Annotated in this window: 16 protein-coding genes; 4 read left to right on the forward strand and 12 right to left on the reverse strand. The window is 40.0% G+C overall.

The features are described from left to right. Positions 1-18: 18 nt before the first annotated feature. The 3 genes from EV695_RS11480 to EV695_RS11490 form a co-directional block, all read right to left on the reverse strand. Positions 19-516, reverse strand: a complete 498-nt coding sequence (locus EV695_RS11480) for a DoxX family protein (protein WP_243651564.1) — start codon at positions 514-516, stop codon at positions 19-21. An 84-nt stretch (positions 517-600) separates the two neighbouring features. Next, the gene (locus tag EV695_RS11485; protein ID WP_131906055.1) at positions 601-1,242 is read right to left on the reverse strand and encodes a DsbA family protein; all 642 of its coding nucleotides are present in this window, start codon (positions 1,240-1,242) and stop codon (positions 601-603) included. 42 nt (positions 1,243-1,284) lie between these two features. Further along, a complete protein-coding gene (locus EV695_RS11490) occupies positions 1,285-2,178 on the reverse strand; it encodes an MBL fold metallo-hydrolase (RefSeq protein ID WP_207907053.1) in 894 nt (297 codons plus the stop codon). A gap of 137 nt (positions 2,179-2,315) precedes the next feature. On the opposite strand from EV695_RS11490, the gene EV695_RS11495 reads away from it, so the two are divergent. Next, positions 2,316-3,248: a LysR family transcriptional regulator gene (locus EV695_RS11495; protein WP_207907054.1), complete on the forward strand. Its 933-nt coding sequence runs from the start codon at positions 2,316-2,318 to the stop codon at positions 3,246-3,248. A 198-nt stretch (positions 3,249-3,446) separates the two neighbouring features. On the opposite strand, the gene EV695_RS11500 is transcribed toward EV695_RS11495, so the two are convergent. After that, complete coding sequence (locus EV695_RS11500; RefSeq protein WP_131906057.1) at positions 3,447-3,653, reverse strand: cold-shock protein; 207 nt, start codon at positions 3,651-3,653, stop codon at positions 3,447-3,449. 356 nt (positions 3,654-4,009) lie between these two features. Here EV695_RS11500 and EV695_RS20500 point away from each other — a divergent pair, with 356 nt between their 5' ends. Beyond that, positions 4,010-4,135 (forward strand): hypothetical protein, encoded by a 126-nt coding sequence (locus EV695_RS20500; protein ID WP_279388040.1) that lies wholly within the window; start codon positions 4,010-4,012, stop codon positions 4,133-4,135. A gap of 195 nt (positions 4,136-4,330) precedes the next feature. Here the strand turns inward: EV695_RS20500 and EV695_RS11505 are convergent, their stop codons facing one another. The 4 genes from EV695_RS11505 to EV695_RS11520 form a co-directional block, all read right to left on the reverse strand. Next, positions 4,331-5,488 (reverse strand): alpha/beta hydrolase family protein, encoded by a 1,158-nt coding sequence (locus EV695_RS11505; RefSeq protein WP_131906058.1) that lies wholly within the window; start codon positions 5,486-5,488, stop codon positions 4,331-4,333. Between the two features lie 109 nt (positions 5,489-5,597). Further along, on the reverse strand, positions 5,598-5,825 hold the full coding sequence (locus EV695_RS11510) for a DUF1653 domain-containing protein (protein ID WP_131906059.1): 228 nt from the start codon (positions 5,823-5,825) through the stop codon (positions 5,598-5,600). A gap of 100 nt (positions 5,826-5,925) precedes the next feature. Beyond that, positions 5,926-7,113 carry a vWA domain-containing protein gene (locus EV695_RS11515; RefSeq protein ID WP_165874693.1) on the reverse strand — a complete coding sequence of 396 codons (1,188 nt, stop codon included), beginning with the start codon at positions 7,111-7,113 and terminating at the stop codon, positions 5,926-5,928. 121 nt (positions 7,114-7,234) lie between these two features. Beyond that, positions 7,235-7,828 carry a TetR/AcrR family transcriptional regulator gene (locus tag EV695_RS11520; RefSeq protein WP_131906061.1) on the reverse strand — a complete coding sequence of 198 codons (594 nt, stop codon included), beginning with the start codon at positions 7,826-7,828 and terminating at the stop codon, positions 7,235-7,237. A gap of 101 nt (positions 7,829-7,929) precedes the next feature. Here EV695_RS11520 and EV695_RS11525 point away from each other — a divergent pair, with 101 nt between their 5' ends. After that, positions 7,930-8,355, forward strand: a complete 426-nt coding sequence (locus tag EV695_RS11525) for an MAPEG family protein (RefSeq protein WP_131906062.1) — start codon at positions 7,930-7,932, stop codon at positions 8,353-8,355. 103 nt (positions 8,356-8,458) lie between these two features. Here EV695_RS11525 and EV695_RS11530 read toward each other — a convergent pair whose 3' ends face one another. Further along, the gene (locus EV695_RS11530) at positions 8,459-8,710 is read right to left on the reverse strand and encodes a PA3496 family putative envelope integrity protein (RefSeq protein ID WP_131906063.1); all 252 of its coding nucleotides are present in this window, start codon (positions 8,708-8,710) and stop codon (positions 8,459-8,461) included. A gap of 269 nt (positions 8,711-8,979) precedes the next feature. On the opposite strand from EV695_RS11530, the gene EV695_RS11535 reads away from it, so the two are divergent. Beyond that, positions 8,980-9,780, forward strand: a complete 801-nt coding sequence (locus EV695_RS11535; protein WP_131906064.1) for a hypothetical protein — start codon at positions 8,980-8,982, stop codon at positions 9,778-9,780. Between the two features lie 236 nt (positions 9,781-10,016). On the opposite strand, the gene EV695_RS11540 is transcribed toward EV695_RS11535, so the two are convergent. The 3 genes from EV695_RS11540 to EV695_RS11550 all read right to left on the reverse strand — a co-directional run bounded on the left by EV695_RS11540 (position 10,017) and on the right by EV695_RS11550 (position 12,314). After that, complete coding sequence (locus tag EV695_RS11540; RefSeq protein WP_131906065.1) at positions 10,017-10,619, reverse strand: pathogenesis-related family 1 protein; 603 nt, start codon at positions 10,617-10,619, stop codon at positions 10,017-10,019. Between the two features lie 121 nt (positions 10,620-10,740). Continuing rightward, positions 10,741-11,418 (reverse strand): hypothetical protein, encoded by a 678-nt coding sequence (locus EV695_RS11545; RefSeq protein WP_131906066.1) that lies wholly within the window; start codon positions 11,416-11,418, stop codon positions 10,741-10,743. A gap of 194 nt (positions 11,419-11,612) precedes the next feature. Continuing rightward, on the reverse strand, positions 11,613-12,314 hold the full coding sequence (locus tag EV695_RS11550; protein ID WP_131906067.1) for a ParA family protein: 702 nt from the start codon (positions 12,312-12,314) through the stop codon (positions 11,613-11,615). Between the last annotated feature and the right edge of the window lie 132 nt (positions 12,315-12,446).

The raw sequence follows: 12,446 nt of genomic DNA on the forward strand, positions 1-12,446 counted from the left end.
ATATCAAATCGATTACGTTCACTTGCTTATTATTCCATCCAATGAAAAACGACCTGCTCCACTGAATACCAGAGCCGCCGATGCTGCAAACAGTGCCAAAGCAAACTCATAACCTTTATTGCTGATAAACAAACCATTCGAAAAATGAACACTAAAGATCGCTACTAGCATGGTAACCGCCAAAACCAAAGCTGCTGGTCGTACCAATAATCCAAGAATCAATGCTAAACCACCAAAAAGCTCAGCGCTACCAGCCATTAGCGCCATTAAATAGCCAGGCTCTAAACCGATAGAAGCCATCCATTTAGCCGTACCTTCAAGTCCATATCCACCGAATAGTCCAAATAACTTTTGCCCACCATGAGCGATAAAAATCACTCCTATTGGAATTCGTAAGATAAGTGATGAAAGACTCTCATCTGTAGCAAATATTCTATTAAGTAATGGTGTTTTCATTGTCGTGTTAAGTGTTGTGTTAAGTGTTGTGTTAAGTGTTGTGTTAAGTGCAGTATTCATTATTGTCTCCAAATTTTATTGTTAAGCTATCCAAGACATTTGCCTGTTATTTAGATTGCTTTAGTTGATTATGTAGTTGGTTGATTAGGTGAATAGTTGACTATCCAGATACGCCTGCCATGCCTCAGGCTTTCCATAATAGTTAGAAATAGGATGACTGATTATTTGCGACTCTCTGACTTCAAACAACGTTGGAAAACCATTACCTTCAACCTTACTCAGTAACTCCCTACTCTGTTGAATATGTGCATCGACCTGATTGTTTATAACGTCTTCGAACACGCGCTCAAATTCATCGACAGGGATTTCAATATCCCTAGCCAACGCTTTCAAGACTTCTACATCTGCCACTTTTAAACCTTTTACATAATGGGCTTGTTGAATGGCATGCAACATGGCTGGCGCTTTATCCCACTGTTCTGCTGCAATAATGGCTGCGATAGGTGGGGTTGAATCCAATATGGCTGTTTCATCTTTCAATAAACCATTGTTATATTCATCACTGAATAATTGCCCTGTTAATTCTGCAATTCGCGCATCATGTGGTTGCACAAAGTCACGTAGTTGAGAAGTAACCGCCTTAGTGTTCAAACCCGACATCATTCCTCCACCGTGCAATTTTAAAGATACATTGGGGTGTGCTTCTAGTATCGCAATTAACGGTGCAGCGCCATAACACCAGCCACAAAGCGGGTCGAATATATACTCTAGTGTTTTCATTTTCATATTATTTATTTCCGTATCCAAGCAAGACAAAATGAAGGGGATTTACCACTTCATCTCGCCTGTATTTACTTTCGCACCTATCTCCAAGGCAAGGCCTAACTTATTCTCAGGATATTTAGCCTGCATAGATTTAATCAAAGCCGCAGACGTTTTATGCGTTTCAAGGGCTTGTTCGAAATCGGCTAAATATTTAAGGTTGTATTTAACTAGAGAGCTATCCTGTACATCCTGATTCGCAGCATGTCCCGGAATGACCGTAGTCGGATTTAACGCCAGAATATTATCCAGCGTACTCGCCCACGCTTTGCGCGACGCTTTAGTTTGCGTATCTGCAGTCCACAAGTGCAAACCTGCAAACACATTAACGCCACCCATTACGGCTTTGAGGTCAGGTACCCAGAGAAATGTTCTGCCCGGTAAGTCACCATCTAAACCAACGATGTTAAAACTATGCCCTTCCAAGTCGAACGATGACCCTTTGATTACCTCGGGAATCACTGGCTTTGTCGGTGCATTAGCGCCCATTTTTGGTCCCCAGAATCCAACTTTCTTATCAACCGTTTTTTTAATCCAGTTTACTGTTGGTTCGGTGGCGAACACTTTAACGTCAGGAAATGCCTGTTTAATCACTTCCAGTCCAAAGTAGTAATCAGGATCGCCGTGGCTGATGTATACCATCTTCAACTGCTTGCCACTGTTCAAAATCTCTGCAACCAACTGATGTGCTTTGGCTTTGGTAAATTGTGCGTCGATCAATACCGCATCCTTTTTACCGGTTACCAATACTGAATTGACGAAAAAGCTATTTTCTCCGCCGTTATATACCTGAAATTCTAACTCAGATTCCGTTGCCGCCTGTACCGATGACATTGTCGTAAGTGTTAGTACAGCGGGTAATAAAAATTGGCTGATGCCTTTTAAAATAGTCGTTTTCACAGTGTTTATTCCTATATTCCTTTAATTGTTTTTCGAAGTAATGTTTCGATGTGAGAAAGTATATGTACTAAAAACGGGCAAATAAACGTGACATATCGCACTACATTGTTGCAATATACGCACTAATGGATAAATTAATGGCGATGAAAATCTTTACCGAAGTGGCTGATAGGGGCGGATTTACTGCTGCGGCAGAACATTTAGACTTATCACGTTCGATGGTTACGCGACATGTCACCGAACTTGAGCGCTGGTTAGGCAGCAGATTGCTGCAACGTTCCACGCGCAAAGTAAGCCTTACCGATGCGGGAGAAGCCTGCTTGAACAGCTGTCGGCAGATGCTCGCAATCAGTCAGGAATTACAGGACATCTCCGGTAAAAGAGATATTGAACCGCACGGCCAATTACGAATCACATCCAGCGTTTCATTTGGAGCCACCCATTTAACGCGGGCGATTACCGATTATTTAGAACATTACCCAAAGGTCACTATCGATTTATTGTTACTTGATCGCAGCGTAAACCTAATCGAAGAGCGGGTCGATTTAGCCATTAGAATAGCTGGCGAGCTCGACCCCAATATCGTCGCTCGGAAAATTGCACCGTGTAAATCTATTATTTGTGCAACGCCTAAATATCTGGAACGCCATGGCGCCCCCGAACATCCGGACGATTTACAACATCATAACTGTTTGACCTACACTAATTTTGGTAAAAGCGAATGGCGCTTGTCTCCTATAAATCCAAACAGCAATGGCGGTATTGTTGGTAGTGGTCAAGGAAACGATGAAGAAATAGTCGTCCCGGTGACAGGAAATTTAAGAGTGAATGAAGCAGCGGCTATCACACAAGCTATTCTTGATAACGCCGGTATCGCACTTCAACCGAGCTATATCGCCGGACCACTGATTCAACAGGGGAAACTGGTAAAGTTACTAAGCGATTGGGAGCCAGCGGAGCTTGGCATCTGGGGAGTTTATTTATCGCGACATCATGTATCCGCCGCACAAAGGACGTTTTTAGATTTTCTGGTAAAACGCTTCAAGGGTATTCCAGATTGGGAAATTTAAACGTGTTGGTGATTACAGTTCTTTGATTACAGCTATTTGATTAATCTGACTAGATGAATATTGAGATCAAAAAAGTAGATTTAAGTGAGTTAAAACCTAGATTTATTACTTGATACTTTTGGAGGCATCTTAAACACCTCCAAAAGATTTTTACTGTTTAAACTGTGCTGCTTAAACGATATTGCTTAACGGTGTTACTTAAACTGCAGTCACTTTATTTGCACAAGGACCTTTCTGGCCTTGGCCAAGTTCATATTCTACTGCTTGTCCATCAGCAAGTGTTGCGTATTCGCCGCCTGCCTGAATTTCTGAATGATGCACGAATAAATCCTTGCTACCGTCTTCAGGAGTAATAAAACCAAAACCTTTAGCCGCGTCGAACCACTTAACTGTACCTTTACTCATATTTTTCTCTTTTATAATAATTAATCGCAGAACTCTGCAGTACCAAGTATAACCGTTTATCGTCAATAACATCGATTTATAACAAAATGAATGAAACTGACTTTATTTCTGTTTAATCCGACAACGTATTTTTATATAGGGTATATTGGTTTTTCATCCCTCCTCCGCAACTTCTTGCCGAATGGCGCCCTTGCCACAACACACTGAAGCCGGACTACTTTTAATAATTCCTTTTGATTTCTGATCATTCCTTTTTATTTTCGTAGGTATCATTTTCATCTCAAACAGTACAGAGGCTGCCCCTATTGCCATCAGCAATAATGTAAATAACACACAATAAAAGCCAGGAGTACACTATGAGCAAAGGATTAAACAGTAAGAAAGCAACCAAGAAAGAGCCTTTAATGACAGCTAAAGAAAAGAAAGCTGCCAAGGCCGAGAAAAAAGCAGCAAAAGGACGTCGCCACAAAATTGGTGAATAATTGGTTTAGACAACCTAAAAGTCAGTGCTCTGGAAGCAAGCATTCTGGAAACAAGGATTTTTAAAGTCACCCCCCTACTTTGAGGCAGTTTTTTTACGTTTATAAAACGTGATAGGGGGATGACTATTATTGATTGATAATTCTATTCATTATGATCATCTGATCAGTGTCGATTAAGCTTAATCTGTCACCAGATTAATCATTACGTAATCCACCAAATATCTGTACCACTAACTCTACGTATTCTGGCACACAATCTTTGTGGCCCGACGGGACTGCAGTACATTTGATTAATTCGATATCAGCACCCAAAGCCAGCATCGTACTTAGCGTACTTTCTGAGCTAATGATGGGCACCGTCTCATCATCTTCGCCGTGGAACAATGTCACTGGCACATTCGGTTTCCAGTCATGCACGTTATCCTGACGATCATTCTCTAAAAAGCGATCAAGGAAGGTCGTTTCATATCCCACGTCGGCATCTTGAGGGATAAATGCCGACTCGATAATGCTGACAATACCATCGGCCAAATCACCCGGAAGGTTAATCGTAGGAATTGAAAAGCCCAGATTTTCCTCTACCAATTCATTCAGCGCCAAATTCAAATTGTATGGCCCTGCTCCCATCACTGCGGTAACCACATCCATCCCTTGTTGAGGGTTAGCCTGATAATCCTGCAATGCCGCCATGGTTACATAACCACCTTGCGAATAACCCGTCATAAACAATTGGCCATTACTTTGAATGGATGTTGTGTCTAACCACGTTTTAGATGCCTTCAGCATGTCAGTCACGGTGTAGGCAGATGTATCTTTTTGCAGATAAGGATGATCGACGCCTAGCGACGAACCAAAACCAATATAGTCCGCAGAGAAAACAATATATCCCAAAGAGGCGAGCGCAATTTCAATGCTCTTTTCACTGGGTGTTAACTGCTCACTAGGGGCTTCATCATTAGTGAAGGTGGTGGCATGCTGATAACTAATAATAGGACTAGGTGACGATTTGGCAGGAATGGCTATCATGCCAGATACTAAAATCAACTCACCCGATGAATCAACCGTCATATACTCTATTTTATAGGTATCAACTGCATATTGAACCGTAATATTCTGCCCACCCGCCACATTAATCGCAGTCTGAATATCCGTTATAGAATTGGCCGTTTTACTGCTAATTGATTTAAATTCACCACGGGCTGGATCAGTCGGTATCTCTTGATCATCATCATTTGAACTAGAACTTCCGCCACCACAGGCCACTAAAAACAGACTGGAAACCATGATAAAAATGAGTCTGTTCATTACAGAAAACAAACTACTCTTCGATTCGTTTCTTATTCCCTTAATCACGACCACTCCTTTTAATAATGTGAATAATTAGCCATTTACTATTCATTACAGTATAGGCGTTTTTATCGGTTAAATTTGAAAGATATAACAAAATCAAACAATTAAAAAACTAATCACCCATAAATGTAAAACGTAACACAGTTTCCCCTTGCAACTCTATCTCATCATAAAACATCTCCACGGGCCTTACCCAGGTCTCCAGTTCACCCTCTTCCAGAGGATAGAGTGGTTTATAAATGGCCATCACTTCCATCGTTTCGGAATGCCTTGCAAGGCTTATTACTTCGTATTCACCACCTTTATAGTGTTTATATTTTCCAGGTTTTAGATGCTTCATGTTATAGATGTTTCATATTTAATTGATTTTGATTTCATTATTTTATACTGATGACACCCCCCTACTTTGGGGCACTTTTTTATTTCCTGTTTCTATTGCGTTATTTAATTGATTTCCAGATAGAACCCTTCTCCATTTTCTCTAACGCTTTTTCCTGATGTGCGCGAATTTCTCTGTTTTTATCTAGAAGCCAACGGCCATCTTCTAAATTCTGTTTATAAGCAAGAAGTTTAGTTTGGCTGGCGCATTCCTTATCAATTGCACCCTCGGCAACCAAAGTCTTTAATTTCTTTTGTAGCTCTCTATGTGGATTGGTAATTTCACGAGTCTGGCATTTAATCGCATCAAGCAAGGCATTATTATGGACGCCAACAGTATGTGACAGATTAAAGAATAAACAACGCTCATATTGCAATAAGGACATTTCAGTATCGTGCGCTGCGGTAAGTTGTTTACGCAATGCTTTGGCATCTTTTGCAGGAAAATACTTGCCACCACCCGCTTCAGAAATTTCTTCCAGCTGCTTGCGTGTCTCTTTGCCCACATCAAATCCGATAACATTCACCACCGCACGAACACCCGACTCATGCAACGCTTTTGCAGATGCGACAGGATCACCGCCACAGGTTTCTTTACCATCGGATAATAAATAAACAATCGGAATCGAATCTTTCTTCTTTTTAGGGATTCGCACCTTTTGTAATTCAGCCAAGGTGAAATCCAGCGCATCCCCCATAGGTGTATAACCAACGGGCTTCAAAGCATTGATGCTATTTTTTAGTTTAGATTTTATCGCGCCAGGTCTGTGTAACCATTCGACCGAATCGCACGATTCAGCTTTACCCTTTTTGGTGTTATCGCCTTTGTGCCCATAAACGATCATTCCCACCGGTACATCTTTTTGCAGAGCTCCGAGAAAACGTAACGACTCACGTTTTGCAATCGACATCTTCGATTTACCACCCAGCTTACCCGCCATCGAGCCAGACGCATCCATCAATAACACGACATGAGAAGCTGGCCGTTCCCCACCACTAAACGTCTTGGGTAATGGGCATTCTTTGATTTTAGGCGCTTTGATCTGAATATCACAACGCGAGATATCACCGCTGGTTTCAGCATCGAGTTTCTCGTAAAGCGCTTGAGCATCACAGGTTTCATCGGCATTAAGAGGTACTACAAAAGCAACACTAAATATCAGAGTGCATAAAGTTACTGCCATTTGTTGCCTAGCCGTTTGTTGCTTAGCCATCTGTTGCTTAGCTTTCTGTTTCTTAACGGCTTTCATGAGCTCTCCTGCGGTTTTCATTAAAACATAAGACTACTCACTCAATAATAGTATAAAAAACACACCCCCCTACTTATAGGGGGTTTTATGTATTTTTTATTAACTTTTTATTAACCCTTAATCAAAGCTTTAGTAACTCAAAAACACTTTGACGGCTACTCTTTAAAAGGTCTGAGGTTAACGATTCATCGTTTAAGGCTCTTCCAATGGCTACGCTACCAATCATCATTGCTGTTGCGGCGTAGATATCTTCTTTACTGACTTCGGGCTTTTTCGTGTCTTCTGTCACTTTTGAAATACGTTTATGCATCGCAGTATTGAGCCCTCTGAATACCTTCGTATAGGCCTCTTTTACTTCACTTTCGCCGTTCGCGATATCTGTCACTAAAAATGCCAATGGGCATGGAGAATGTTCCTGATTGATATGTTCCAGACTCAAATAGTCATTTACCAGATACTTAATCCATTGCTGATCATCAAAATCATCTGGTTTCACTCTAGATATTTCAGTGCGTTTAGCACCCGCAACAACTGCTTTTGCGTAGACCGCTTGCTTACTCTCAAAATGTGCGTAAAACGCCCCACGCGTCAGACCTGCATGATTCATTAATTCATCGATAGACACTTGATCAAACCCTTTGGTCGAAAAGAGTGTAATTGCACTACTGAGGATTTTATCGTGACTCGTTTGTTTATGTTGTTTTGATAAAGGCATAAATCGATTCTAATGAAAACTATAATATGTTGTTTAACATATCATAATTAACTTTAAGATGATGAACTCCCAAGAACCTCAACATAACAAGGAAAACCCCGATGACTCAGCAAGCCGCTATGCTATTACCAATGATAGTAATGATCTTTCTAACTTTTGGCGTGATGCTATGGATGCTAAAGCTACGCTATAAAGCGGTATTGAAAGATGGTCTAGATCCACGTTATTTCAGGCTCTATAACCATGTTGAACTCCCTGAGTATCTGCTCAAAGTTACCCAACACTTTCATAATCTATTAGAAATACCGCCGTTGTATTACACCGCGATGATTCTGTTAGTCGCGCTGAATACTAGCGATACATTCTATGTATTATTATCATGGGCATTTCTCCTTTCACGTTTAGCACATAGCTATATTCACACTACCTCGAATAAACTAAAGTGGCGAAAAAATGTATTTATTATCAGCATGTTAATACTAATGATACTCTGGGTCAGAGTAGCAATTACAGTATTATATTTGTAGTACCTTATTTCTAACCACGTATTTGTACGTTTTTTACTTATAGTTTTTTGACTTGTAGTGATTAGAACAAAGACACCCCCTACTTATAGGGGGGGGATTCGCTTCAAAAATCAAAGCCGTTATCCCAATCTTTCATCTTTTCCTTGAATGCTTTACGCTCCATATAATCCTCTACCTGACGACGTGCATGTTTACGTGATTTAGCTTTTTGCTTTTTATTGATTGCTTTTGAATTTTTAAAAATCAGATCAAAACCGTCATCCAAACTCGCGTTTATATCACTCTCTTTATATATATCATCATTTTCAAAATCGTAATCATCGCCGTAGTTTTCATTGTTTTGCTTAATAGACATTTCCTGTACTCCATATTTTTTAACCTCAAGATTTTTATCTCCTAGGCTTTTATCGTTTAAGTAGCTATCGTAATTCTTCAGATAACAGGGACAGGATATTCTGTTAATGTGACAATAAAATTAAATCTATGTGACAGTAATGTTTCAAGATTGATTAAATATCTAAAACGAATAATCTTTTTAAGAGAAAATGTCACCCCCCTACTTATAGAGGTTTTTTTATAAAGGTGTTTCATTCTAAAATACTTAAAACTAAAAGAGCTCGCTCAATGCACGTATTAACAACAGAACAACAAAAATTACTTTCCATTGTTCTGATGGAATATTTCAATGTCCGCGATTGGAAAGATCTGTTTCAACAAACCGATAGCGAAACATATGCGCAACAGCACACGCATTTTTACGATGAAGAGAGTTGGGATAATGGTAGTTACGAAGACAACTTAGAAAAGGATTGTGCCAAAGCTGTGGCATTTATCTTAAATAAAGACGGCGATAATCTGAAAGTGATCTGGGAAATGCCGGGTGTAAAAACCATGAGCCTCAGAAAAGATGAAAACTTCCATGCGGAAATTGAAGCAATTATCGAGGATGCATTAGAAAAAAGTACAGACAAGCAAACTGCAGAGAATCCCGAAAAAGATACGGATTCCTACGCTAACCTTCCTGATGAAAATCAAAACCCCTATGAAACCTTAGATGCTGCTCAAGAACTTTTAGATTCAAATAGCACAGCGCAATCGATACGCTTAATCCATGCGGCTTTAAAAAACTTTCTACAACAAACATGCAAGAAATTAGCAATCACTACGGATGATAATGACTCCATTTCTATTTTGCAGGCTAAGGTTAATGAGCATTTAAAACAACAAAATAGCATCAGCCAAAAAATTGTTAATCTAAATGATTCATCACTCTCAATGTTGCGAACTACAACTCTGCTGACAGAAACGATAGATGATTTAAGTTATCAGAACAAAAATGAAAACCACGTCACTAACTCCGAGGTGAAATATGCGATTAATATAACCCGCTCAGTTATGATTTATATTGATGAGTTAGTGGCTTAAACAAACGAATAAATAGTAATAGGACAATGCAACTGGGTGGTTATATTTTTATAAGTGCTCCCCCCTACTTTGGGGCGTTTTTTACAGGCATCTTATTCTCAAACTTTAATTCGAGAGCAAAGTTAAGCCACAAAAGAGTTTAACGCAGTGGTATCCGACTTAAACATCTGCAATTCGCAACAGATTTCGGACGACATTCCTTATTTAACCTAGCGGGCTTATAACCAAAAAATCTTTTAAAACGGACGTTGTCCTGGATAATTCCCTGGCGGATTATAATTACACACCCAAACCTGTGATTTATTGTCACATACAGAAACTGCACAACCCACAGCCGTGGAATTCTTCCACATCACCTGCGTATAATGTCCACACATTTCACCAGCATTACAGCTATTCGTTTTGTTATTATAATTAGCTTTCTCAGATACCCAGTCACTCACAACTTTAGATGAAGTAATATTCTGGATTTGTTTTTTGCCACTACTCCAATTTAAAGCACTCGCATAATACAAATTCTCGCCATACAACTGTTTAAACTTTCCAGACCTGGGACGATGAACAATGTCACAACTCTTAGTCCGGTTAAGTTCTTCAGCCCATTGCTTCGAATAACGTGCAAGGTCCTCAGACCAAACCAACGCTGGTACACCCTCAGCGGCTCGCGCCCTATTATGAGCGGCCAAAAATTCTTCAGAATTAACTCGCTTTGGGGCGCTCTTCATACCTTTGGCCTTAGAGCTTGCAACACTGCCTGCATCAGAATCCTTCACTTCGCTAGTATTACAAGCAAATAACAACACCGAGCTGGCTACCAATATTACAAAACGTTTTAGCATAATTAACTCACTCCTTTAAAAGCAACTTTATTAATACTTAAAATCAACATATATAGAAATACTATAGACTAAATATCACCCCCCTACTTTGGGGGCGTTTTTTTTATTATTGACTTGTCTATTACTGATTTCTTTTCTTCATTAAAGTGATTGAGAACAATCCTAAAATCAGAAGCAGTAAAGCTAAAGGGTTATTAACAGGGATATTTTCTGCTACTGGAGCAGGTAATGCCGCAGGTGTAAAAGCAACGTTAACTTGAATATCACCTACCGTTGGAGTATTGGTGCTATTTCCTACTAAAATATAATATGTACCTGCTGGCACCAACGCAGTCACCGTTGGATTTATAATGCTTTGTGTGATATCTACCATTGTGTAACCCGGATCACTTGGATCAGGCACACGAACAAATGATCCTTCGCAGGCTAATTCAGTAAGGGGATGAGTGGTTCCAGAATAAATTGCCACATTCACAGCAGTTTGGTTACTCATATCAGTGGGTAATATTAACGCAGGATTTAATGACATAGCATCAGCAGTAAGCTCACCACTTTCACTCAAAGTCACAGAATACCACCAAGTGCCATTATAAAAACCGCTAGAACATTCTAGCTCATCAGCTTCACTGGTAGCGTCATCAGAATCTGCCGCTGAAACGGTATCAGTAAATGGGAAAGCACCGATAATAGTCGCATTGCCTAACTCATCGTTAACGGGAACTGCTGCTGAAATCGAAGTTACAGCCAATAACTGTAAAATAAAGAAAATAAATACAGTTTTAAAAACTTGCTTACTCATATACCCAGCCCTTATTGATTATTGATTAGTGATTTGTGAGTTGCATATTAAGCACAAACAAAGATCTCAAATGTGAATATTTCACAAAACTCTTGAATTTCCATCAAAATAGAAAATTAGATTGGTAGGCACTGAGATTAACTATGTCACCCCCCTACTTTGGGGCGTTTTTTTTAACGGGGTCTATCGTTTAATTAAAAATTACCAGCCTGTTTATTCATATCAGAATGTTCCAAGGCTTTAGTATCAAGCCAGTTGAGTAACTCAGCCCACTGCTCCTGATCTTTTACATTACGGCTTTTGTTGAGTTCGTGTACGCCTAATCCCTGGTCATGTGCAAAGACATAATTCTGTGCATCATTCAGGCTGGCGACAAAGGGAATCCCTAATCGGTCTAAAAATTTATGAAGTTTGCGATAGGCAACCGTATTGGTCTTCACTCTATTTGCGATAATACCAATATTACTCATTTTTAATCCGTTCTGTTTCGCTCCACCTTGAATCAATAATTTCTCAATGAAGTGAGCGCAGGCATGGATATCAATCGGCGATGGTAAAACCGGCATCAAAAGCGTATCAGTATTTTTAACCAATGCCTGTAGCATTGCATCATCTAACGCGACACCCGCGGGTGAATCGATAATAGCAATCTCCGAATCAGCGGGTGCTTGTTGCTCAGAATTAACCGGGGACATTTTATTATCGCTAGCAGCAAACCCGTATATTGACGGCCTACTCTCGCTGCGGCGGCTTAACCAATGCACGCTTGAACCCTGCGGGTCAAAATCAAACAAACAGGTGGAATAGCCCTTAGTCGCATAATATGCGGCTAAATTAGTAGCGATAGTCGTTTTACCGCAACCACCTTTTGAATTCATTAAAGTGATCTTATGCATCTCTCTCGCGCTCAACTGGTATGGTTTATTTAATCACTCAGGTGATTTTTAATTATTATGTCGGTGATAGTCTAAACATCACCTTGGGGTTTGGGTGCTTGGAATTCTATAGGATGTTGTGAAATGAAGAAA

The organism is Cocleimonas flava, assembly GCF_004339015.1.
GTDB classification, from domain to species: domain Bacteria; phylum Pseudomonadota; class Gammaproteobacteria; order Thiotrichales; family Thiotrichaceae; genus Cocleimonas; species Cocleimonas flava.